Genomic DNA, 22,273 nt, shown 5'->3' on the forward strand with positions numbered 1-22,273 from the left:
ATTTAGCGGCTAAAATTAATCATTTTGATTGCAACACCTACTCCTAAATTTATAAATGTAAAGGGTCAGCTGATGGATTTGTCCCATCCCAAAATCATGGGGATTGTCAACGTGACTCAAGATTCGTTCTATGATGGGGGCAAAATTCAATCTGACCATGATTTACTGACGCAAACGGAGTACATGCTCAAACAGGGAGCAGATATCCTAGATGTGGGAGCTTATTCGAGTCGGCCCGGTGCCCTAGAGGTGAGTATGGAGGGAGAGCGCGCACGTGCAGTGAGTGCGGTGCGGTGTATCATGAAGGAGTTTCCTGAAGCTGTAGTGTCTATCGATAGCTTTCGTGCCGCAGTGGTGGAGGCGTGTTTAGAAGAGGGAGCAGCCATGATCAACGACATATCAGGATGTGAACTGGATGAAAATATGTTTGCACTGGTGAGTAGTCGAAACGTCCCCTATATCATGATGCACATGCGGGGCAATCCTGAGACCATGCAGCAAATGACCGATTATGGAGATTTGGTTTCAGATATTATTGATTATTTTAACGTAAAACTCAATTTGTTTCAGAAAAATGGGGTCCGAGATGTAATCATTGATCCAGGCTTTGGTTTTGCCAAGACAACGGAGCAGAACTTCGAATTGATGCGCAAATTGGAACTCCTTCGGTTGATCAACGTACCGGTCTTGTGTGGAGTGTCACGCAAATCGATGATTTATAAGACACTGGATTGTGGACCAGGCGAGGCACTCAATGGAACCACAGCGTTGCACATGGTAAGTTTGATGAAGGGGGCGTCCATTCTTCGGGTGCATGACGTCAAGGAAGCCAAAGAGGCTGTCGTATTGTTTGAAGCATTAAAGGATAAATAAACGTGATTTTAGGATTTCACATAGGTTTTTTAGAGATCAGTTGGGTTGATCTAATTGATATTTTCTTCGTGACAGTACTGTTGTATCAAGTCTACAAGCTGATGCGTGGTAGTGTAGCGATCAAGATCTTTTTAGGCTTTTTGTTTTTGTACTTGATCTACTTGGTCGTGCAAGCCGCGGATATGGAGCTGGTTAGTATCATTTTGGGGCAGTTTATGGGAGTGGGAGTCATCGCGGTGATCATTCTGTTTCAGCAGGAGATACGCAAGTTCCTCTTGCTTTTGGGCAAGACGACCATATTTGAGGAGGGTAATATTTTTAAGAATGTAAAATCCCTTTGGAAGGAAAAATTTGATGAGAATCATCTGAGCATATTGACACCTATTGTAGATGCGATCAAGACAATGAGTGGAGCCAATACAGGTGCGCTTATTGTGTTTACAAGAGATTCGGAGTTGAAATTTTTTGCCGATTCGGGCGATCGCTTGGAAGCTTTGGTTTCCAAGCGACTCATTTTGGCGATTTTCAACAAGCTGTCACCACTACACGATGGAGCGATCATTGTCAACAGTAACAAAATCGTAGCTGCACGCTGCATCCTGCCGGTGTCCGAGCGCGATGATGTACCTGCGATGTATGGATTGCGTCACAGAGCAGCCCTCGGAATGTCCGAAAATACGGATTCACTGGTGGTGATCGTTTCAGAAGAAACGGGTCAGCTTACTTCTGCACGCAACGGTGAATTTGAGCACAACCTCTCTACCAAAGAAGTCAAGAGTCGAATCGCGGACTACTTTATGGCAGACAAACGACGCAAGGCGAGTAGCAAGGAAGAAGAAACAAATTCGAACATCACACCCATCACCGAGGCATAATTCAAGGGCTTTTCTTAGCTTTGCCGAAATTTTGAAAGTCAATAACTTATGATACAACGCATTCAATCTGTATTCCTGTTTTTCGTAGCAGCAAGTTTAGTTACCCTCGTGTTTTTTCCGCTTTGGAATAAAGTGGATGTTGAGAAAAGTGAAGTAGTAACCTTGACGGCCCTATCTCTGGTGCATACCAAGATGGATATCGATACAGGTGAAGAGCAGGTGATCATGGAGCAACCGACCTATTACATCGCTATTGTGGTTCTTTTGGCCGCTGGTTTGGCGTTGTATTCTATGATGAAGTTCAACAACCGAATGTTGCAAATCAAATTGAACGCACTGAACTCTTTGATTATGGCTATTGCTTTAGGTCTGTCTGTGTACTTCATCATGGAAGGGCAGCATATACTTTTGCCTAATGTACAGGGCAATTACCTTTTTGGTTTTTATCTGTTCGTAGCGGCGATGTTGTTCAATATGATTTCCAATCGTTTCATTCGCAAAGACGAGCGTTTGGTCAGGTCCGCAGACCGCATTCGATAAGATATACTTACTCATGGTGAGGTTCTGACGAATTTTCGCTTGTGAGTAGATGAGACAAAAAGCCGTTCTTGTGAGAGAACGGCTTTTGCTGTTTTGGGGCTTGGTATCTAGAGACAACGGGACGTTTTTGGAGAAGAGATTCTTGAGTTTTTTCGCTAAAAAATGATTAAAATTAGGTAGTGATTCGAAGAGGAAGTCTTTGACTTACAACACCCAAAACAACAGACATATGCCCATTTATCATAAACTTGGTAGGATACCTCCTAAGCGGCATACCCAATTTCGAAAGCCCGATGATTCGCTGTTTTATGAGCAGTTGTTTGGAACGATCGGATTTGACGGTATGTCCTCGCTGCTCTACCACCACCGTCGACCTACGATGGTGACGGATATTGCTGAGTCCATCGATGCAAGTCCACGGATCGCTGTGGACAAAAACATTCATTCCAAAAAGTTGTTGACTTTTGATGTCGCTCCGAAAGGGGACTATTTAGAGGCACGCGAACCACTGATGGTCAATGGTGATTTGATCATCGGAGTAGCTGCTCCACAACAGTCGATGCGTGACTATTTCTACAAGAATGCTTCGGCAGACGAACTGCTGTTTGTGCACCGAGGATCGGGTACGCTGCATACGCTCGTAGGGAATATCCCTTTTGAGTATGGGGATTATTTGGTGATCCCTCGGGGAATGATCTATCAGATCGAATTTGATACGACCGACAACCGGCTGCTCTACGTTGAGTCCTTCACGCCGATTTATACTCCGAAGAAATACCGCAATTGGTTTGGGCAGCTACTGGAGCACTCTCCCTACTGTGAGCGAGATTACAAATTGCCACAGGATCTGGAGACACATGACGAGACGGGAGACTTCCTTCTCAAAATCAAAAAGCAGGGCATGTTGCATCACTTGCATTATCAAACGCATCCATTCGATGTGGTAGGTTGGGATGGTTACAATTACCCGTACGGGTTTTCGATTCACAACTTCGAGCCTATCACGGGGCGGGTGCATCAGCCCCCGCCCGTGCATGAGACTTTTGAGACCTCGGCTTTTGTGGTGTGCTCGTTTTGTCCGCGACTCTACGACTACCACCCACAGGCCATTCCTGCGCCTTACAATCACTCCAATATCGACTCGGATGAGATGCTCTACTATGTGGATGGAGATTTCATGAGTCGTACGGGAGTCGCGCCAGGCAACATCAGCCTGCACCCTGCAGGGATACCGCATGGGCCTCATCCGGGTACCTACGAGAAGAGTATCGGACAAAAAGAAACGCTAGAATTGGCAGTCATGATCGATACGTTTCGCCCACTGATGCTCACCGAAAATGCTATGCGTATCGATGACAGGCAGTATTATAAATCTTGGATAGAATAGCAGATGAACACCGAAAGACGATGAATAAAATAGTAAACAATGCGCAGGAAGCCATAGCAGGTATCCATGACGGGATGACGCTCATGCTGGGAGGGTTTGGACTGTGTGGGATACCCGAAAATGCGATTGCCGCTCTGGTGAAGTCAGGAGTCAAGGAGCTGACCTGCATTTCCAACAATGCTGGAGTGGATGACTTTGGCCTGGGGCTGCTTTTGCAGCAAAAACAAATCAAAAAGATGATCTCCTCCTACGTCGGGGAAAATGCGGAATTCGAACGACAGCTTCTCAATGGAGAGCTCGAAGTTGACCTGATCCCTCAAGGTTCGCTGGCCGAGCGCTGTAGAGCAGGAGGAGCAGGCATACCGGCATTTTATACGCCCGCTGGCTATGGGACAGAGGTGGGAGGAGGCAAGGAAGTCCGGGTCTTCGACGGGAAGCCGCATATCTTGGAGACGGCACTGACGGCTGATTTTGCAATTGTCAAGGCGTGGAAGGGGGATAGACTGGGCAACCTGATCTACAAAGGCACAGCGCGAAACTTCAATCCGCCAATGGCGATGGCTGGACGGGTCACAATCGCAGAGGTCGAACATCTGGTCGAGCCGGGCGAACTAGACCCTAATTACATTCATACGCCGGGGATATTCGTGCAGCGGATATTTGAGGGCAAGGACTATGAAAAAAGAATCGAACAACGAACCATTAGAACCCGATAGGTATGCTAGACAAACATGGAATAGCCAAGCGCATCGCGCAAGAACTGCAAGACGGGTGGTATGTCAATCTCGGGATCGGTATCCCAACGTTAGTCGCCAACTATGTGCCAGATGATATTGCGGTGGAGTTTCAGTCCGAGAATGGAATCTTGGGGATGGGTAATTTCCCCTACGAGGGCGAAGAAGATGCCGACCTCATCAATGCTGGCAAGCAAACCGTGACGCTAAAGCCGGGAGCGGTATTGTTTGACTCAGCGACATCTTTTGCTATGATACGCGGGAGACACGTGCAGTTGACGGTGCTAGGTGCGATGGAGGTGTCCGAGACGGGAGATATTGCCAACTGGAAGATCCCCGGCAAGATGGTCAAGGGGATGGGTGGAGCGATGGATCTCGTCGCATCGGCCGAAAACATCATCGTCGCGATGATGCACACGAGTAAGTCAGGGGAATCGAAACTCTTGCCGCAGTGTAGTCTGCCACTCACGGGAGTAGGTTGTGTGAAGCGAATCGTGACGAACCTAGCGGTGCTAGAGGTGACAGGAGCGGGCTTTGTACTGATCGAACGAGCACCTGGAGTGACAGTCGCAGAGATCGAGGCTGCTACAGCAGGCAAGTTGATTGTGACAGGAGATATCCCCGAGATGAACATTTAATCGGAAGCCGATAGGCTATTAGGTTTAACCCGAATGAAAAACAACAATACCATATGATAGAAATGAAAAGCTGGTTGCCGATAGCGGCAGAGTCAGATTTTAGTATATACAATTTACCTTTCGGGATCTACTCTCAGAAAGGAGGAAAAAAGCATGTAGGAGTTGCCATAGGAGACAAAGTGGTGAACCTATTCGGTCTGTCCGAAAATCAGATGCTGGATGTAGCGTCTGCTTTTTTTGCGCAAGACTATCTCAACGATTTTATCCGACTAGGAAAAAACGTAACAAGGAAAGTGCGTCTTGATGTACAGCGCTTGCTGTGTGAGGAGGACTCTCCATTGCGAGCATCTCCAGAGTTGCTGATTGATCAATCGGAGGTGCAGATGCACTTGCCAGTGCGCATAGGTGACTATACGGACTTCTACTCTAGCATCGAACATGCTACCAATGTCGGGGTGATGTTTCGTGATCCTGAGCATGCTTTGCTGCCCAATTGGAAGCACATCCCGGTGGGCTATCACGGCAGGGCCTCATCCATCGTGGTGAGCGGGGTGCCGATCCACAGACCGATGGGGCAGGTGCTGCCCAAGGATGCTACCGAACCGGTGTTTGCCGCATCGTCACGAGTGGATTTTGAATTAGAGATGGGCTACATCATCGGGAAAGATACGTCGCTGGGAGATCGGGTGTCGACTGCTGAGGCAGAGGAGTATATTTTTGGGAAGGTGCTATTCAACGACTGGTCGGCGCGTGACATACAGAAATGGGAGTACGTGCCGCTGGGGCCATTTTTGGCCAAGAATTTTGGGTCGTCTGTTTCGCCTTGGGTAGTGACGATGGAAGCACTGGAGCCATTTCGGGTGGCTGGACCGAAGCAAGAAACGAAAGTTTTGCCGTATCTTGAAGCGACGGGTGATCGCAACTTCGATATCCAGTTGGAAGTGGCGATTAGCCCCGAAGGGAGCGAAGAGCAGGTAGTCAGTCGATCCAATTTCAAACACATGTACTGGAACATGGCGCAGCAGCTTGCGCACCATACGGTGAATGGCTGTGATGTGCATGTCGGTGATATGATGGCGTCTGGGACGATCTCAGGTCCTACACCAGATGCTTATGGATCCATGTTGGAATTGGCATGGGCAGGAACCAAACCCATAGAAATGCGAGACGGCACGGTGCGTCGTTTCATCGAGGATGGAGATACCGTCACGATGCGTGGATATGCGGACAAGGACGGTGTACGTGTTGGTTTTGGGGAAGTGTCTGCACAGATTTTACCTGCTAAAGCGTATTAGATGGCTGATTTGAGTTTTGACCCTAAGGATTTGTCACAGGCCGAATTGCACCACTATTTGCTGTCGGCCGTGGCGCCACGGCCGATCTGTTTTGCCAGCACGGTAGATGCAACGGGGCGAGTCAATCTGAGTCCTTTTAGTTTTTTCAATGTGTTTAGTTCCAACCCGCCCGTTATGATTTTTTCTCCGTCTAGGAGAGGACGAGACAATACGACCAAGCACACGCTGGAGAATGTACTCGCTGTACCAGAGGTAGTGATCAATATTGTCAATCACCCCATCGTGGAGCAGATGTCTCTGTCGAGCACAGAGTATGCCGAGGGAGTCAATGAGTTCGTCAAGGCGGGGTTGACGCAGCGGCCTAGCGTGCAGGTCCAGCCGCCTAGAGTGGGAGAGGCTCCTGTGGCATTCGAGTGTCGTGTGACGGAGGTCAAGGCGCTGGGTGATGGTCCCGGTGCTGGAAACCTCGTTTTTGCGGAAGTGGTACATGTGCATGTAAGGGAAGAGTACTTGGATGAAAACCGTCAACTTGACACCCCCAGATTGAATCTGGTGGCTCGGATGGGAGGCAGTTGGTACGGGCGTATGATCCCAGAAGCGCTCTTCGAAATCCCCAAACCACTGCAGCGACAGGGGATAGGTGTAGATCAATTGCCTGCCAGTGCGCGGGACAGTACGGTGCTGACCGGCAACAATCTGGGGAGACTGGGCAACCAAGAGAGACTCCCGAATGCAGTGGAGATCGAGGATTCTCAGCGTACTGCATCAGTACAATCAGCGCTCGCAAAGCACACTACTAGAGAGGCGAGACTCAAGGCCATGCATCACGAAGTGCAAGCTTTGTTGGAGGCAGGTCAAGACCGAGAAGCACTCGCATTAGTATTTGCGGGGGACGTTTTTTTTCATAAATAGGGCTGTTCTTATGGTCTGAAAACTCATTTTTTGTACAAAAAATCAAAGGCGACAATTCATAATGCTTTAGTTTTAGCATGTTTAAACACTACTCAATACACGCTATGTCCATAAACGAGCCAATATCAACCATCATGACCCGAGATGTCATCACTGTAGATGCGTCAGATACCATTCGCGAAGTATTCAATGTTTTTGCTCAGATCAAAATTCGTCATGTGCCGGTGTTGGAGGATCGCGCCTTGGTGGGTATTATTAGTCATTCGGATATCGCTGGATTGAGTCAGGATGCAAGTGATACGGATTTTTCCAAAGTAGACTCACTTCTCGATGTGATGACTGTGAAGCAATTGATGAAGGGCAACCCAGTGACCCTACCTGTACATCATACGATCAAGCAGGCGGCAGATATTTTCTTGCAGGGGCATTTTCATGCATTGCCCGTCACGGACCACAATGAACTCGTGGGTATCGTGACGACAACCGATTTGATCAAATACATGATACGTCTAAGCGACTGATCCTGCTTTTTGTACTGCCGAGAAGTAGAGTAGCGATACAGGTAGGATCAGTAGCCCCATAGCAGCAAAGAACAGAAAAGAGAATTGCAGTCCAAAGGCTTCTGACATGAAACCTATCAAGGGCGGTCCGAAGAGCATACCGACGATACTGTAGCTAGAGATGATCGAGATGGCCATGCCGGCAGAGTATTTTGGGGAGTCGCCTGCAAGTAGGAAAGTCGTCGGTACCACCACTGCGGTACCCATCCCGACAATAGAGAAGCCGAGCATAGCTGGTACAGTGAATGGAAGGAGTACAGCCAGAAGTATGCCTGTCACAATAGATAGTGAACTGACGATATAGATGGTTTTTTTATTGACTCTTGCAATCATTTGATCCAAGAGCAGGCGGGCGATAGTCATACAAACCATGAAGGTGAAGTAGCCTGCCGTGTACACTTCTACGTGTACAACGTCTTTGAAGTAGACACCACTCCAATCAAACATACCTCCTTCACAAAAGGAAGCTAGGAGAATCAATATACCCAGCAAAAAGAGTGGTTTGTCTGGTTTGCCCATTTTGATTTTTGATCCTTCAGTAGCTCGGTCTCCAGAGGGTAAGTATGGGTAGCTAATCAATGAGACCGCTCCCATGCCGACGGCTGCCCAAGTCAGGTGAGAAGCAGTAGGAACCTGGAGAGTAATCATCAGAGAGGTAAGCCCAACGGCCAATATGCCTCCAAAACTCCACATTGCATGAAACGATCCGTTGATGGGTTTGGCATAGGATTTTTGTAAGATGACCGCTTGAGTATTCATAGCTATGCCCCCAATTCGGAAGGAGAGAGCCATGAAAAATAATGAAGCAGCCAAGGCGATGAGGTTTGTACTGAGACCTATGGCAGCTAGAGCGATGCACTGAGAAATCATGGCGTAGATCAGTGGAACCTTGTTGTCAAAACTCCTCAGTATCCATCCTGCACTGGCTAGTCCGAGTAGCGAACTGATCGGCATGACCAAGAGTAGTGTGCCCATTTGAGCGTCATTGATGTCCATGGCTGCTTTGATGTCTGGGATGCGAGAAGCCCAAGAGGCAAGGTTGATACCGTGGATGAGGAAAAAAATGCTGACAGATATTCTAGACTTTTTAGGATTCATATTCGCTGGACGCAAAGTGTAGTGTGCGGCAAAGTAACGAATGAATGATCAATCTTGGATTTCTTTTTTGCTAGAAAACATGAAGAGATGGGAGTGTGTAAACTCAATATAATAAGAGCGGACAGAAATGAATCCGCCCGCCCTCAATCATTATAAGAAGACTTATTTTGAAAATCTTAGTATTTCGATGCTGTTGTCGTTTTTGTATGCTCTGACGAAGAACATACCTTGATGTAGGTTGCTGACGTCCAGCGTGGTTGTTTCGTTAGAGACTTTGGTCGCATGCAAAATCCTACCCATCATGTCTAATATTTCTAGTTTTTGGAAGTCCTCAGGTGTTGCGAGTACGACGTGGAGTACGTTGGTCGCAGGCACTGGGTAAGCGCTCAGCTTTGGGGTCAAGTCCAGGCTCACGGACTCTGTATGGTCGGACAGGATTCGTGCAGCAGAATACCCGAATACTCTCAACTCTTCGATGCTCGCCCAATCTCCACTGTAGCCATTGGCACCTGATACGGAGAGACGGATGTATCGCGCATTGGTACTGGCAAATGAGTCACTGATTGGAGCGGAGTTGGATCCGCCCGTAGTGTTGCTGCTGCGGTTGACTATTTGTGCATAGTTGCTCCCATCCGAGGATGCTTCGATCGTGTATTGGTAGGCCCTGTCGTTGTAGCAGATGACCTCTGTGCCGTTGATGGTGTGTATTGACCCTAGGTCAACTACGACCCATTGGGGGTAGGTCTGTGCAGACCATCTACTGTCTGGATCACCATCTACCAAGTGGGAGGCGGGGTTGTGTGACTGTTCGCTAGAGGAGGTTGCGGTCTTGTATAGTGCCACGTTAGAATTTGTTTGGACAGGAGTTACCGTGATGGTACTGCTGGCTGTGTATCCTCCATCGTCTGTTGTTACGGTGATCGTTGCTGACCCCGTTCCTTGAGCGGTGACTAGACCTGAGCCATTGACGGTTGCGACAGCCGTGTTGCTGCTGCTGTAGCTTATGTCTTGGTTGCTTGCGTTGTATGGGCTGACTGTTGCGGACAGCTGCTGTGTATCGTTTACGAATAACGTGACGCTAGAGGGGGACAATGACACGCTAGATACGTCTACAGTATTTGTCACGGCTTCACCAAATATCCTGAACTCTGTCAAACTCACCCAGGATCCTGTGTATACCTCTGCGCCAGTGACGGTCACTTGGATGTATCTACCATTGACGGCAGAGAAGTTGTCGATGATCGGACTGGAGTCGGTACCAGGAGTACTGTTGGATGAGCGGTCGACCACTTGGGAGTAGTTGCTCCCATCTGTTGATACGGAGACAGTGTATTGGTACGCTCGGTCATTGTAGCAAGTTACCTCGGTGCTTTCCAAGCTGTAGATCGCCCCCAAGTCAATGGTGGCAGTCTGTGGAAAACCGGACACGGACCATCTTGTAGTTGTAGAGCCATCGACGAGGTTTTCTACGATATTGGATCCGTCTGCCGTGCCAGTTCCTGATATTGGTTTGCTTTCTGCGAGATTTGTGTTTGTAGATGGAGCAGTGACAGTGACCGTACTATTGTCCGTGTAGGAGCCATCATCGGTCGTGACTGTGATTGTTGCAGTCCCTACCGATACAGCAGCGACCACACCGGCGTTGTTGACTGTAGCGACGGAAGTGTTGCTACTGCTGTAGCTGACTTGTTGGTTTAGTGCGTTGGTTGGAGATACAGCAGCCGAGAGTTGCAGCGTGCCGCCAATACCTATCGTAGCGGTACTTGGTGAGAGGCTTACTCCTGTGACTGCAATGGGAGCGGAATACCCCGCCTGATTGACGAGGATGGTTGAGGCGGATACTCCCGTTCCTGAGACAGTTACGGAGCCTGTTCGCGGGGATGCAGAGGAGTTGGCCGATACGGATACGGTGAGATGGCCATTGTTTGATCCATTACTTGGGCTGATCGTGATCCATGATTGGCTGGTGACCGCAGACCAGTTTACATTGGCAGAGATGGTGGCGGTTTTGTCTCCAGCTGCAGAGGTGAATTCATCTAGTGTGGATACTGTCAAATAATCGCTCACTACTCCGCATTGACTCAGCGAACCACCTGTTGCATCCAAGAAACAAGCACCCACTGAAACACCAACCATATTGTGGGTGTGCGGAGCAAATGTGGCACTGCCACTGCCACCAGAGACTTCGTGTGCTCCTATGTCCATGTTGGAGTTGGGACGAGTGCGTCCTTCGATATCGAAGTTGACGGTCGCGCTGTAGCTGCTGCCTGCGGCGTTGGCAGCTAGGCCGGAGCTGTTGGGCTTGAAAATCTCGCCACTGGCAGAGAAGTTAGCATTGCCTTCGGTGATGCCTGAGTTGGATATGCCAATTGTAGAACCACCGAAGAGGTTTCCTTCATAGGTCATGCCTTGCCCTGTGCCGGAGATGTCTCCCCCTACGATGTCTGATAGTGTAGAATACACGAGGTTGTAGGCGAGTATTCCTGTCGGGTCATAGCTTGATCGGTCGTTGTAGAAGATTGGGGACTCGACATTGTAGAGCGTATTGAATGCTATTACGATATCGTCTACTTTTTGGTAACCATTGTCTGTGCCTCCAGAGGTGGATGATCCCCCTACAAGAGTGATACCGTTGTTCCACTTGTCACCTGTACTGATTAGGTCTTGGAAGTAGTTGTTGGTGATGACGTGGTAGCTGTCCGTGATACGGATGCCTCCTGTGCCTTCGACTCCTTCACCAAGGAAGAAGTTGCCTTCCACTGTAGCGCTTGCCCCGTGACGCATCACTAGAGAACCTCTGCATCTACGGAAGGTATTGTTTCGGTAGGTGTTGTTTGCGCTTTTGTTGGTAATGATTTCGTTTTCTCCATCTGCTTTGTAGAAGTAGTTGCCCTCTACGGTCACACTTGCACTTTTGTCTTGAAACTCACTTGTGCCCACGCGGATGGTTTCGCTATCTCCTGAGTGAGTCGTACTGGGGTCTCTTTTGACATAGTTGTAAAAATAGTTGTTGCGAATTTGATGCCCTACGGGACTGAAGTCATTGTATTCTAGCTCAACCAAAAGCAATGCGCCCGGACTATTTTTGTTCAGGAAAGAACAGTTCTCTACGGTATTGTTTGTGCCATAGAATACGATCCAGCGGTGTTTGTCCGTGCCGCTGGGGGTCAAGTTGTTGAAGGCACAGTTGCGGATGGTGGAATTGTTGGCATACGCACTGCTTTTTCTGAATTCGACATGGTTGTTGGCACTTGCTCCGCCGTTCCAGTAGAAGCCATCGACGATCACATAGTCACCCGAGATGTCCATGGTCATTTCTCCTGTAAATACCACACCGCCTGGACTTTCTGCTTTGAGAATGATAGGGTTCGATGCTGTGCCGTTGGCAGTGAAGGTGATGTTTGCGTCGTTGCTGTAGGTGCCGTCGATCCATGTGACTACATCGCCGGGAGACAGACTTAGAGCGTTGAATTGACTGGCTGAATTGACCGTGTAGTCTGCAGCAAAAGTTTGTGGTACGGTCATGCACAGTAGCCACAAAAACACAAGAACACAGTAAGCCTGTCCTCTTGAGGTTGAGGGAATGGTTTTCATAATAATTTAGTCTTTTAATGTTTAGTAATTCATCATCAATCCATTATTTGGTTATCAATTAATTGAATACCCAATTGAATGGTTGACCAATCATGCAGCCATGAAATTAAGATAATTTTATGTTAATATTTGATTTTTTAAAGAAAAAATGAGTCTAACCCCTTTGTAATCATGTAGATGGGGTTTTGAGTGGGGACTGCCTTTGTCGTAGAAGAGTGGTGGGGTGAATAGGATTTGTGTTTTATTGGATAGGAGATGAAACGTCCTGTGAGGAGTGGCTATGTTATTTTTATGAGTAGGGAGGAAAGATTCTTTAATTATGAAAATAAAAAGCTCAATGTGTGGATCGATAAGTCGCAGACTTTTATCTAAAATTTTATGCTGTATCCTCGTATGGAATGGGGCGATGAGTGGAGTGGTTCATGGGCAGGCTACTACGTGGGTGTCTCAAGCTTGGTCTCCAGATCAAGGAAATGGGACCTATCGCAATCCTATCCTTCATGCGGATTATTCTGATCCAGACATATGTCGGGTAGGAGAGGATTTTTACATGACTTCTTCGTCGTTCAATTCGGTTCCCGCCTTGCCAATTTTGCATTCCAAGGATTTGGTCAATTGGGAGCTTATCAACTATGCCGTGCCTGCATTTCCTGGAGATTATTATGATATCCCTCAGCATGGCAATGGGGTGTGGGCCCCTTGTCTTCGCTACCATGATGGTTTGTTTTATATTTATTGGGGAGACCCAGATCGGGGAATATTCATGGTGCAGACCGAGGATCCAAAAGGAGAATGGTCTATGCCAATACTCGTCAAAAAAGCTTATGGAAATATCGATCCAAGCCCACTGTGGGATGAGGACGGTAAGGTGTATTTGGTCCATGCTTTTGCGCACAGTCGTGCTGGTGTCAAGAGTTTGCTGCAGGTGGTAGAACTATCAGCCGACGGGGCATATATATTGGATAAGGGAGTGGTGGTGTTTGATGGACATCAGGAGCATCCGACCATCGAGGGGCCAAAGTTCTATAAGCGCAATGGATATTATTACATCTTTGCCCCAGCAGGAGGAGTCCCGACTGGATGGCAACTGGTGCTGCGCTCAAAGGATATCTACGGTCCCTATGAGGAGAAAATAGTATTGGCACAAGGAGACACTCCGATCAACGGCCCGCATCAGGGGGGATGGGTTTCGCTAGACAATGGTGAGGATTGGTTTGTGCATTTTCAAGACAAGGGGCCTTATGGGCGTGTAGTCCATCTACAGCCGGTCACGTGGCAAGACGACTGGCCAGTCATTGGAGAAGATACTGACGGGGATGGTACAGGGTTTCCTTACCTTGAGTATATCAAGCCCAATTTGCCGATGCAGGAAGTAAATAATCCAGTAGATACAGATGATTTTGAGCGAAGTGCACTTGGACTGCAATGGCAGTGGAATGCCACGCCTCAGCCGGGCTTCTACAGTCTGGAATCTCATCCAGGGCGACTCCAATTGACAGCACAACCATTAGCGGATCATGCTGCAAACCTATGGATGTCTCCTAACCTGCTTTTGCAAAAGTTTCCTGCAGAGGAGTTTAGCAACACAGTCAAAGTGGATGTGGAACAGCTGAAAGACGGAGAAGAAGCAGGGCTGGTTGTGTTTGGTTTGGATTATGGGAGTCTATCGGTCATGCGGAGTATGACGGGGTATCAGGTCAATTACAAGCGATGTATCGAAGCTGAAAGCAATACCCCAGAAGAACTACTCACCAGTGTGTCAGTGGGCGAGCCCGAATTGTGGCTGAAACTGACGGTGACCGAAGGGGCTCAAGTGCAGTTTTCCTATAGTACCAATGGAAGAGTATTCAGAGAGATGGGGGAGGTGTTTTCTGCCAGAGAGGGCAAATGGGTAGGTGCCAAGACAGGGCTCTTCGCGACAAGGTCTTCATCCAAAGGGATTCCTGGCTATGTATTGGTCGATGAGTTTGTGGTAGAGTAAAAGGGAGTATTGTGCAAGTTAGCCTGACGTTTCGGCGACAATGAGGAACTCTTATGCCCAATCAGTGTGTAATACTGACAATTCGCTACTAGTAGCGATTGAATACCGGATTACTTCTATGTAAAATTGCCTTATTTAGAATCAGTCTAATTAATGAAGCACTGCTTCATGATGTGCTTTTGATACATGCAGTGTCAAAAAGCAGGAATGACTCATATAATACAGGTTTTTTTATGGACACAAAACGAATAATACCATGTCGATTTTTTTAGAAAATGAGGTTGGGCTTTTCTATGGCTCAGATAGTGGAAATACAGAAGAGGTAGTCAAAATGTTCGTAGATTCATGGAGCATATCGGAGCTGGATGTAATAGAAGCATCGGGTATGACGGTCGAAGACTATGCTCGCTTTGATTTTATCATCATTGGTTTGTCTACTTGGTATGATGGCGAATTGCAAAGTGATTTTGAGGGGTTTTTTGAGCAATTTCAGACCATTGATTTTTCAGGCAAAGTAGTTGCAATGTTCGGTTTGGGAGATCAATATGACTATGCGCAGTATTTTGTCGATGGTTTAGGTATCTTGGGGGAGGTGATCTTGGCCAATGGAGGACACATTATTGGTATGTGGCCTAATGTAGATTATGACTTTGACGAGTCCAAAGGGTTGTTTGAGGACGGGTTGTTCTACGGGTTGCCGTTGGACTCAGACAATCAGCGAGACATGAACGAACCAAGGTTGGCTGCCTGGATGCAGAAGTTGGAAACGGAAATTCAGCAGATGGTGGAGGTTTGATATATGATCATCAGTATGGATCAGTCTGTAAACTTGGGAGCAAATCAATGCTCTATATGGTGCATTCGATATTCCAATCATCTAAATGTTGCCTCAAAGATTCATATATAAAAAACAGTAACGAATTATGGATTCATGAACCTTGAATGACGAAGTGATCTTGGGTCAATCTCCTTAGAAATACAGAGCGATCCGAAAGTATGATTTTTTTAGTATTTGTAGAGAGAAAAAAGTGAGCATAAAAAAACCCTAGTACTTTGGTACTAGGGAGTTTTGCAGAGAAGGAGGGATTCGAACCCCCGGTACCTCGCGGTACGCCGGTTTTCAAGACCGGTGCATTCGACCACTCTGCCACTTCTCTAGGTCGTTTACATTGCCATTCCGTTGAATGGGAGTGCAAATGTAGAAGAATATTTTATCTAGTCAAATCCTCTACGAAAAAAAGTAAAAAATTATTCAAACACTGAGGTAGTCACCTCTATTTTGTCCGAATGGACGGCTCGATCCACACTGGCATTGTACTCAAATCCGACGAGTAAAATGATCGATAGCAGGTAGAGCCAGATCATCAATGCGATGAGCATCCCGAGTGATCCGTAGAATTTGTTGTAGGTAGAGAAGTTGTTGATGTAATAAGAAAAAGCGTAGGAAGCTGCTACACATGAACCTGCCGAAAAGACAGTGCCGGCAGAAAAAAAGGTCCATCGATCCTTGATTGCTGGAGCGAAGTAGTAGATCAATGAGATGGCAATAAAGAAGGATGCAGCGATGATGCCATACTTGAGCAGGACGATGAGGTGGTAGATGTACTCGGCCCTGAAAAAAGAGGTGTCAGAGAGGTGGGCGAGAAAAGCTTTGCCAACGACCAACAAGAAAATGGATAGGAAGAGGACAAAAGCCATCATCAGTGTGAGTGCGGTGGCGATCAATCGTGTTTTGAGAAAACTCCGGCGATCGACGGTTTTGTAGATGCTGTTAAATGCAGTCATCAAGCTGTGCATGCCATTGGTAGCGAGCACGAGTGCGAAGAGTACCCCAAAGGAGAGCAGTCCTTCTCGTTTGTTGCTGACGATATCTTCGATGGTGTCTGTGGCTGCTCGAAACATGTTGTCCGGCATGACATTGGACATGAAGTTCATGATACTATCTGCGTCGATATGAGGCAAGACACTGTGGATGTAGGGGATCAGCGTGAAGATGAATATGATCGACGGAAAGATCGCCAACGTAAAGCTAAAAGCTACACCACTGGCCATAGTCAGCAGGCGGCTGTCCAAGATGCTGTCGAGGAAGATGACGATGGCATTGTAGAGGGTGGTGCGACGTTTGTTGAGTCGCGTGGTTTTGAGTAGCTTGATAAACCTCTTGTACCAATTGTACGCTAGGAATTTTTTATGGACGTAGGTTCTAATCATTGAAATAAGGAGCTAGTAGTTTTTCCATTACTTCCGGCATCCTGCACGGCTTGTTGCTTTGCATGTCCACAAAAACCAAAGTGGTCTCACCGATATTGATCAGTTTATCTTGTTCGTTGTATATCTCGTATTCAAATCGTATTCTCACGCCAGGCAGGCTAGGTATTTTGACTTTGATTGTGAGGAGTTCGTCGTATTTGCCTGGAGCGATGTACTTGGACCGGTGCTCTAGGACAGGCATCATGACGCCCATATCTTCTAGCTCTTTGTATGACAAGCCAAGTGATCGAAGGGATTCTACACGCCCCACTTCGTAGTACATGGCATAGTTGCCATAGTATACATAGCCCATTTGGTCGGTTTCGCCATAGCGGACTCTGACTTGTGTTGTAGACTCAAACATAGAGTTGATTAGGTGTTCTGAATTTATTGCAATCTATACATTAATTAATACTATTTTGTACACTGTGGCGATTTTGATACGCTATCAAATCAGTGGAATGAGTGGAGCTGGAGGGGATTTGTAGGCGTAGCGCTAGGAGGACTTCAAGTGTTGGGAATGTGGGGTTGACGGTGATTAACTTGGTCAAAATCGAGGAGAAGAGCACAGCGAGTCGTGCAAGAATTCATGTCAAATCATGTCGATCAAGTAATTAAATTTTTAACTTATGTCCGACAACCCAACGAATGGAGACATTCGAAATCAAAAACAGCATAGCATGAATATAGCATTCAACAAAAATGAAGACGAATACAAGCAAATGATCTATAGACTCCACGAGCGAGCCAAAAAAGTCAAGCTTGGAGGGGGAGAGAAGAAGATTGCAGCGCAACATGCCAAAGGCAAACTGAGTGCACGCGAGCGCATAGACTACTTGCTCGATGACCCCAACGATTTTGTAGAAATAGGTTTGTTTGCTGGAGAAGGCATGTACATCGCACAAGGTGGCTGCCCCTCTGGCGGAGTGGTCACGGGCATCGGCAAGGTACAGGGTAGGACTTGTGTCCTGGTAGCTAATGACGCGACGGTCAAAGCGGGAGCGTGGTTTCCCATCACTGCCAAGAAGAACCTGAGGGCACAGGAGGTCTCCATGGAAAATCAACTACCGATCATCTACCTTGTGGATAGTGCAGGTGTATACTTGCCAATGCAGGATGAGATATTTCCTGACAAGGAGCACTTTGGTCGACAGTTTCGCAACAACGCCAAAATGTCTGCTATGGGGATCGTGCAGATCGCTGCGATCATGGGCAGTTGTGTAGCGGGAGGGGCTTATTTGCCGATCATGTCGGACGAAGCAATGATTGTGGATCAGACAGGCTCTATTTTTTTGGCGGGGAGTTACTTGGTCAAAGCGGCCATTGGCGAAAGTGTTGACAATGAAACCCTTGGAGGTGCGACGACCCATTGTGAGATATCGGGTGTGACGGACAACAAGTATGATTCGGATGAAGACTGTCTCGATGCGATCAAACGGATTTTTGACAAGATCGGCCAACCTCAAGTGGCAGGTTTTGACCGAGCAGCAGCCCAAACTCCAAAGCTTGACGAGGAGGAGTTATACGGGGTGTTTCCGACAGATCGCGTCAAACCCTATGACATGCGAGAGGTGATTGAGAGATTGGTCGATGGGTCGGAATTTGACGAATACAAGAAAGACTATGGGCAAACGCTGCTTTGTGGACATGCGCGTATCGAGGGTTGGGCCGTAGGGATCGTAGCAAATCAGCGCAAGATGGTAAAAACCAAAAAAGGCGAGATGCAAATGGGAGGGGTGATCTACTCCGACTCGGCAGACAAAGCCGCGAGATTCATCATGAATTGCAACCAGCGTAAGATTCCTTTGGTGTTTTTGCATGACGTGAGTGGATTCATGGTGGGGAGCAAAGCGGAACATGGCGGTATCATCAAGGACGGAGCAAAGATGGTCAACGCGATGGCCAATTCGGTTGTGCCCAAGTTTACCTTCATTCTGGGCAACTCCTACGGTGCGGGCAATTATGCCATGTGTGGCAAAGCATATGACCCGAGACTGATCTATGCTTGGCCTAGTGCACAGATGGCCGTGATGAGTGGAGCGGCGGCTTCCAATACGCTGCTACAGATCAAGATGGCGTCCATGAAGGGCAAGGGGGAAGAGGTCAGTGAAGAAAGTAAAGCCGAGTTTCTCAAGGAGATTACAGCACAGTACAACGAACAATTGAGCCCCTACTACGCAGCGGCGCGTCTATGGATAGACGGGATCATCGATCCATTGGATACGAGACGAGTGATTTCGACGGGTATAGAGGCGGCCAATCATGCACCATTGGACAAATTCAACGTGGGAGTGATCCAAACCTGATGTCGTCTTTGGCGTATGTACGCTATGTTTTTGAAACAAATATCCCTATCTTCATTGATATGGGAGCGTGGCTTTGATAGCTTCGCAGCTCAATTGGAATAGTATAAATGGCAGAGGATACGATAGATATCAACGAAAAGGAATTGACCGCTCTCATATCGCTCCTCGACGATGAGGATGTCGAAGTGACACATCATGTGGAGGAGAAATTGATGTCATTGGGGACGAGCATTATTCCTTATTTGGAAAAGGAATGGATGAAAAATAGTTTGATACCAGATGTGCGTATCAAGATCGAGGACATCATCCATGACCTCCAATATGAGCTTCTCAAAGAACGCCTTCTGGAGTGGAAAACCAATGGAGCTGAGGACCTACTCGAAGGACTCATGTTGGTCGCCAACTATCAATACCCAGATCTCAACCTGAAGTTTTTGACTCGCAAACTGGAGCAGTTTTACTACGAAGCGTGGAAAGAGTTTAATGGGGAGTATACGCCTATACAGGAGGTCAAGATTTTGAATGATATCATGTACAATCGGCTCAAGTTTCGTCCCAATTCCAAGAATTTCCATTCCCCGTCTAACGGGATGATCAATCTCGTGATGGAGTCCAAGAAGGGAAACCCATTGAGTCTCTGTGTGATCTATATGCTCATCGCCCAAAAACTCAAGATGCCCATCTATGGAGTCAATTTGCCTAACCTGTTCATTCTGACATACAAAAGAGAGGATACTCAGTTTTATATCAACGTTTTCAACAACGGGATCATCTTTACCAAAGAGGATATAGATAACTACATTGAACAGTTGCATTTGTCCAAACTAGAGGTGTACTATCAGCCGTGTTCGCATCTAGATATCGTCATGCGAGCACTACGAAATCTCATCGCTTCTTTTGAGAAACTTGGAGAGTACAAGAAGGCTGACGATGTGAAGGTGCTTCTTCAGGTATTGGATCATACGAAACGCTAATTGTTCTAGCGTATTCTACATCCCGCAGGTCTGACGAACCTGTGCGGAGACGGCTTGTTTTGAAGCAAATTATTGAGCACATCTTCTACATAGTGATGCTTGCTATTGCTGGCGGATTGAGGGCTGTCGTCGATGGCGCCATGGTACTCTAGTGTGTATTTTCCTTGAGGTTTTGCCAGTATAGCTACTTCTGGACTTTTTTCGATTTGAAACAGATTCGCTGCATCTTGATTGAGGTCGATGAAGTAGGGCATGTCAAATTGTTTAGCTTGTGCTTTGGTTTTGGACGCTAGTTCTTTGCCTTGTCGAGGAGTGTAGGCATTGATGAGGATGAAGTCTACTCGGTCTTTGTATTGGGTATGGAGTGCACGGATCCTCTCGTCGTAGAGTTGATCGTATGGGCAAGAGCTACTGGTGAATATCAAGACGCTGACGGATTGTTGGAGCGGTAAGGTGACGATATCTTCTTTTTCTACGTCCCAAAGTTTGAGAAAATTCATGTCTATGTCTTGTCCCTGTAGTGCAGGAGCAATAAGACTGATGCTTAGAAAGAAGAGTAGTTTTTTCATGGTGTCGGATCGAGCAGGTCTTGTGACAGGGTCAATTTACAAATTGTAGGTGATGATGTACTCATCCTCCTTTTGCAAATTGAGGATGATGTCTTCCTGCTGCCCGTCGCGATGTACGGTACAGAGTACTTGGCTGTCTTTTATTTTTTGGATTTTGATGTTCTGTACAAAACTCAGGTTCTTGCGACCGTGGATTTTGTAGATTGATTCTTTGGCGCACCAGTAGCTACACAGTTTGTCGAGGTTGTCATTGCATGCAGCGAGCTCTTCCTCATTGAGGAATTTTCGTTTTACACGCAGGAGTTGTTCGCGGGGTTTTTCGATATCGATCCCTGCAGGCCTCTCTAGGTTGATGAGAGCGACGATTTTAGGGTAGCTATGAGAGATAGAGATGTGGTAGGGTGAGTCGATCAGGTGAGGTTTGCCATGGTCGTCTTTGCAGATGCCATGAAAGGGAATGTCCAATCCCTGGCACATCGACTCGATGAGTTGGCGAGAAGCGATGTGTTCGGCCTTTTTGGTAGGGTGATAGTGCGCGATGCGCTCCAGTTCTTTGGCGTGATACTGGGCTTCTAGTCGATCGAGTGGCTCGTTGATTTCCCAGATGCCAAGCATGATTTTGTTGGATACTTTGATTTGCTTCTTGATCATTCTACGGGTTGTCCAGGCGGTGATTGGAGATGTCCAGTGCAGCAAATATTGCTGTACGCATGGAGCTTTCGTCTGCTTCATTTTTGTCAGCTAGACTGTAAGCTGTACCGTGATCTGGTGAGGTACGGACGAAGGGCAACCCTGCGGTGAAGTTGACGCCATTGGAGAAGGTCAGGCTTTTGAAAGGGATCAACCCTTGGTCATGGTACATTGCGAGTACTGCGTCAAATTTGTGCTGCATGCCATTGCCAAAGAATCCGTCTGCAGGAAAAGGGCCAAGGATGATTTGACCTTTGTCTTTAAGACTGTCGATGACCGGCTTGATGATCTCTATTTCTTCTGATCCTAAGAGACCGTCTTCGCCTGCATGAGGGTTGAGCCCGAGTACGGCAATCTTAGGTTTTTGAATCCCAAAATCTTTTTTGAGCGAGCCAACCATCATCTTGAGTTTCTTTTCGAGTTTGTCCTTAGTGATGCCCGCTGCTACGTCTTTGAGAGGGACGTGCCCAGTGAGTACGCCTACACGGAGAGTGTCAGATATCATAAACATCAAACTATCTTTGACCTCTGCTTTTTCGGCTAGGTATTCCGTATGGCCTGGGAACTGGAACTCGTCGTTTTGGATGTTGAGTTTGTTGATTGGAGCTGTCACCAGCGCTTGGATGCGGCCTGCTCGGAGATCTTCGGTGGCTTTTTCGAGGGCCAGAAAGGCGTAGCGCCCACCTGTTTCGTTGCTCACTCCTGGAGTGATGTCTTCATCTTCCTCCCAGCAGTTGAGCACATTGACCTTTTTGTGGTAGGCATCTTTGATGTCAGATATCGGTGTGAAATTGAAATTGTTTTGATTGAGTGACTTTCTATAAAATGAAAGTACTTTTGCCGAACCATAGATGACAGGAGTAAAGAATTTGGTCATTTTGTTGTTGCCCAACGCCTTGATGATTACTTCGGGACCGATACCGTTGATGTCCCCAATAGAAATACCGATGATTGGTTTTCTTATTTGGTTCTTATTGTCTTTCTCCATGTTTTTGTG

At 47.2% G+C, this 22,273-nt stretch carries 20 protein-coding genes and 1 tRNA gene; 13 read left to right on the plus strand and 8 right to left on the minus strand.

Going from position 1 to position 22,273, the window contains the following annotated elements:
• The first annotated feature begins 72 nt into the window (after positions 1 to 72).
• The 9 genes from folP to BFP72_RS02920 all read left to right on the plus strand — a co-directional run bounded on the left by folP (position 73) and on the right by BFP72_RS02920 (position 7,775).
• A complete protein-coding gene (gene folP, locus BFP72_RS02880; RefSeq protein ID WP_099597673.1) occupies positions 73 to 873 on the plus strand; it encodes a dihydropteroate synthase in 801 nt (266 codons plus the stop codon).
• A 2-nt stretch (positions 874 to 875) separates the two neighbouring features.
• A complete protein-coding gene (gene cdaA / locus BFP72_RS02885) occupies positions 876 to 1,748 on the plus strand; it encodes a diadenylate cyclase CdaA (RefSeq protein WP_099597674.1) in 873 nt (290 codons plus the stop codon).
• A 48-nt stretch (positions 1,749 to 1,796) separates the two neighbouring features.
• Entirely contained in the window at positions 1,797 to 2,288 is a 492-nt protein-coding gene (locus tag BFP72_RS02890; protein WP_099597675.1) for a DUF4293 domain-containing protein, read from the plus strand.
• A gap of 229 nt (positions 2,289 to 2,517) precedes the next feature.
• Positions 2,518 to 3,675 (plus strand): homogentisate 1,2-dioxygenase, encoded by a 1,158-nt coding sequence (locus BFP72_RS02895; RefSeq protein ID WP_099597676.1) that lies wholly within the window; start codon positions 2,518 to 2,520, stop codon positions 3,673 to 3,675.
• Positions 3,676 to 3,695: 20 nt separating this feature from the next.
• Positions 3,696 to 4,391: a CoA transferase subunit A gene (locus BFP72_RS02900; RefSeq protein ID WP_099597677.1), complete on the plus strand. Its 696-nt coding sequence runs from the start codon at positions 3,696 to 3,698 to the stop codon at positions 4,389 to 4,391.
• 2 nt (positions 4,392 to 4,393) lie between these two features.
• On the plus strand, positions 4,394 to 5,047 hold the full coding sequence (locus BFP72_RS02905; protein ID WP_099597678.1) for a 3-oxoacid CoA-transferase subunit B: 654 nt from the start codon (positions 4,394 to 4,396) through the stop codon (positions 5,045 to 5,047).
• Positions 5,048 to 5,109: 62 nt separating this feature from the next.
• A complete protein-coding gene (fahA, locus tag BFP72_RS02910) occupies positions 5,110 to 6,342 on the plus strand; it encodes a fumarylacetoacetase (RefSeq protein ID WP_099600664.1) in 1,233 nt (410 codons plus the stop codon).
• Positions 6,343 to 7,254, plus strand: coding sequence for a flavin reductase family protein (locus BFP72_RS02915; protein WP_099597679.1), 912 nt, complete (start codon positions 6,343 to 6,345; stop codon positions 7,252 to 7,254).
• Positions 7,255 to 7,388: 134 nt separating this feature from the next.
• Complete coding sequence (locus tag BFP72_RS02920) at positions 7,389 to 7,775, plus strand: CBS domain-containing protein (protein ID WP_221406461.1); 387 nt, start codon at positions 7,389 to 7,391, stop codon at positions 7,773 to 7,775.
• On the opposite strand, the gene BFP72_RS02925 is transcribed toward BFP72_RS02920, so the two are convergent.
• Positions 7,764 to 8,912, minus strand: a complete 1,149-nt coding sequence (locus BFP72_RS02925; RefSeq protein WP_099597681.1) for an MFS transporter — start codon at positions 8,910 to 8,912, stop codon at positions 7,764 to 7,766. The genes BFP72_RS02920 and BFP72_RS02925 overlap by 12 nt on opposite strands.
• Positions 8,913 to 9,074: 162 nt before the next feature.
• The gene (locus BFP72_RS02930) at positions 9,075 to 12,506 is read right to left on the minus strand and encodes a chondroitinase-B domain-containing protein (protein ID WP_099597682.1); all 3,432 of its coding nucleotides are present in this window, start codon (positions 12,504 to 12,506) and stop codon (positions 9,075 to 9,077) included.
• Positions 12,507 to 12,843: 337 nt separating this feature from the next.
• Between BFP72_RS02930 and BFP72_RS02935 the strand changes: the two genes are divergently transcribed.
• Both BFP72_RS02935 and BFP72_RS02940 read left to right on the plus strand, forming a co-directional pair.
• Positions 12,844 to 14,487, plus strand: a complete 1,644-nt coding sequence (locus BFP72_RS02935; protein WP_221406462.1) for a glycoside hydrolase 43 family protein — start codon at positions 12,844 to 12,846, stop codon at positions 14,485 to 14,487.
• Positions 14,488 to 14,743: 256 nt separating this feature from the next.
• Positions 14,744 to 15,283, plus strand: a complete 540-nt coding sequence (locus BFP72_RS02940; protein ID WP_099597684.1) for a flavodoxin — start codon at positions 14,744 to 14,746, stop codon at positions 15,281 to 15,283.
• Between the two features lie 276 nt (positions 15,284 to 15,559).
• Here the strand turns inward: BFP72_RS02940 and BFP72_RS02945 are convergent.
• The 3 genes from BFP72_RS02945 to BFP72_RS02955 form a co-directional block, all read right to left on the minus strand.
• Positions 15,560 to 15,644, minus strand: a tRNA-Ser gene (locus BFP72_RS02945).
• Positions 15,645 to 15,735: 91 nt separating this feature from the next.
• Complete coding sequence (locus tag BFP72_RS02950) at positions 15,736 to 16,698, minus strand: YihY/virulence factor BrkB family protein (RefSeq protein ID WP_099597685.1); 963 nt, start codon at positions 16,696 to 16,698, stop codon at positions 15,736 to 15,738.
• Entirely contained in the window at positions 16,691 to 17,101 is a 411-nt protein-coding gene (locus BFP72_RS02955) for a thioesterase family protein (RefSeq protein ID WP_099597686.1), read from the minus strand. Before BFP72_RS02955 ends, BFP72_RS02950 begins: the two co-directional genes overlap by 8 nt.
• Before the next feature lie 316 nt (positions 17,102 to 17,417).
• Between BFP72_RS02955 and BFP72_RS02960 the strand changes: the two genes are divergently transcribed.
• The gene (locus tag BFP72_RS02960; protein ID WP_099600665.1) at positions 17,418 to 19,043 is read left to right on the plus strand and encodes an acyl-CoA carboxylase subunit beta; all 1,626 of its coding nucleotides are present in this window, start codon (positions 17,418 to 17,420) and stop codon (positions 19,041 to 19,043) included.
• Between the two features lie 107 nt (positions 19,044 to 19,150).
• Positions 19,151 to 20,017, plus strand: coding sequence for a transglutaminase-like domain-containing protein (locus tag BFP72_RS02965; protein ID WP_255397146.1), 867 nt, complete (start codon positions 19,151 to 19,153; stop codon positions 20,015 to 20,017).
• A 5-nt stretch (positions 20,018 to 20,022) separates the two neighbouring features.
• On the opposite strand, the gene BFP72_RS02970 is transcribed toward BFP72_RS02965, so the two are convergent.
• The 3 genes from BFP72_RS02970 to pdxA are packed head-to-tail and all read right to left on the minus strand — an operon-like array spanning position 20,023 to position 22,264.
• Positions 20,023 to 20,586: a redoxin domain-containing protein gene (locus tag BFP72_RS02970; protein ID WP_099597687.1), complete on the minus strand. Its 564-nt coding sequence runs from the start codon at positions 20,584 to 20,586 to the stop codon at positions 20,023 to 20,025.
• Between the two features lie 36 nt (positions 20,587 to 20,622).
• Complete coding sequence (locus BFP72_RS02975; RefSeq protein ID WP_158233255.1) at positions 20,623 to 21,237, minus strand: 4'-phosphopantetheinyl transferase superfamily protein; 615 nt, start codon at positions 21,235 to 21,237, stop codon at positions 20,623 to 20,625.
• A 1-nt stretch (position 21,238) separates the two neighbouring features.
• A complete protein-coding gene (pdxA, locus tag BFP72_RS02980; protein ID WP_099597689.1) occupies positions 21,239 to 22,264 on the minus strand; it encodes a 4-hydroxythreonine-4-phosphate dehydrogenase PdxA in 1,026 nt (341 codons plus the stop codon).
• Between the last annotated feature and the right edge of the window lie 9 nt (positions 22,265 to 22,273).

This window comes from Reichenbachiella sp. 5M10 (assembly GCF_002742335.1).
In the GTDB taxonomy this organism is placed as follows: Bacteria; Bacteroidota; Bacteroidia; order Cytophagales; family Cyclobacteriaceae; genus Reichenbachiella.

Coding starts and splice junctions, on each gene's coding strand:
- folP (WP_099597673.1), top strand. CDS start 73: ATGGATTTGTCCCATCCCAAAATCATGGGGATTGTCAACGTGACTCAA.
- BFP72_RS02890 (WP_099597675.1), top strand. CDS start 1,797: ATGATACAACGCATTCAATCTGTATTCCTGTTTTTCGTAGCAGCAAGT.
- BFP72_RS02895 (WP_099597676.1), top strand. CDS start 2,518: ATGCCCATTTATCATAAACTTGGTAGGATACCTCCTAAGCGGCATACC.
- BFP72_RS02900 (WP_099597677.1), top strand. CDS start 3,696: ATGAATAAAATAGTAAACAATGCGCAGGAAGCCATAGCAGGTATCCAT.
- BFP72_RS02905 (WP_099597678.1), top strand. CDS start 4,394: ATGCTAGACAAACATGGAATAGCCAAGCGCATCGCGCAAGAACTGCAA.
- fahA (WP_099600664.1), top strand. CDS start 5,110: ATGAAAAGCTGGTTGCCGATAGCGGCAGAGTCAGATTTTAGTATATAC.
- BFP72_RS02915 (WP_099597679.1), top strand. CDS start 6,343: ATGGCTGATTTGAGTTTTGACCCTAAGGATTTGTCACAGGCCGAATTG.
- BFP72_RS02920 (WP_221406461.1), top strand. CDS start 7,389: ATGACCCGAGATGTCATCACTGTAGATGCGTCAGATACCATTCGCGAA.
- BFP72_RS02925 (WP_099597681.1), bottom strand. CDS start 8,912: ATGAATCCTAAAAAGTCTAGAATATCTGTCAGCATTTTTTTCCTCATC.
- BFP72_RS02930 (WP_099597682.1), bottom strand. CDS start 12,506: ATGAAAACCATTCCCTCAACCTCAAGAGGACAGGCTTACTGTGTTCTT.
- BFP72_RS02935 (WP_221406462.1), top strand. CDS start 12,844: ATGTGTGGATCGATAAGTCGCAGACTTTTATCTAAAATTTTATGCTGT.
- BFP72_RS02940 (WP_099597684.1), top strand. CDS start 14,744: ATGTCGATTTTTTTAGAAAATGAGGTTGGGCTTTTCTATGGCTCAGAT.
- BFP72_RS02950 (WP_099597685.1), bottom strand. CDS start 16,698: ATGATTAGAACCTACGTCCATAAAAAATTCCTAGCGTACAATTGGTAC.
- BFP72_RS02955 (WP_099597686.1), bottom strand. CDS start 17,101: ATGTTTGAGTCTACAACACAAGTCAGAGTCCGCTATGGCGAAACCGAC.
- BFP72_RS02960 (WP_099600665.1), top strand. CDS start 17,418: ATGAATATAGCATTCAACAAAAATGAAGACGAATACAAGCAAATGATC.
- BFP72_RS02965 (WP_255397146.1), top strand. CDS start 19,151: ATGGCAGAGGATACGATAGATATCAACGAAAAGGAATTGACCGCTCTC.
- BFP72_RS02970 (WP_099597687.1), bottom strand. CDS start 20,586: ATGAAAAAACTACTCTTCTTTCTAAGCATCAGTCTTATTGCTCCTGCA.
- BFP72_RS02975 (WP_158233255.1), bottom strand. CDS start 21,237: ATGATCAAGAAGCAAATCAAAGTATCCAACAAAATCATGCTTGGCATC.
- pdxA (WP_099597689.1), bottom strand. CDS start 22,264: ATGGAGAAAGACAATAAGAACCAAATAAGAAAACCAATCATCGGTATT.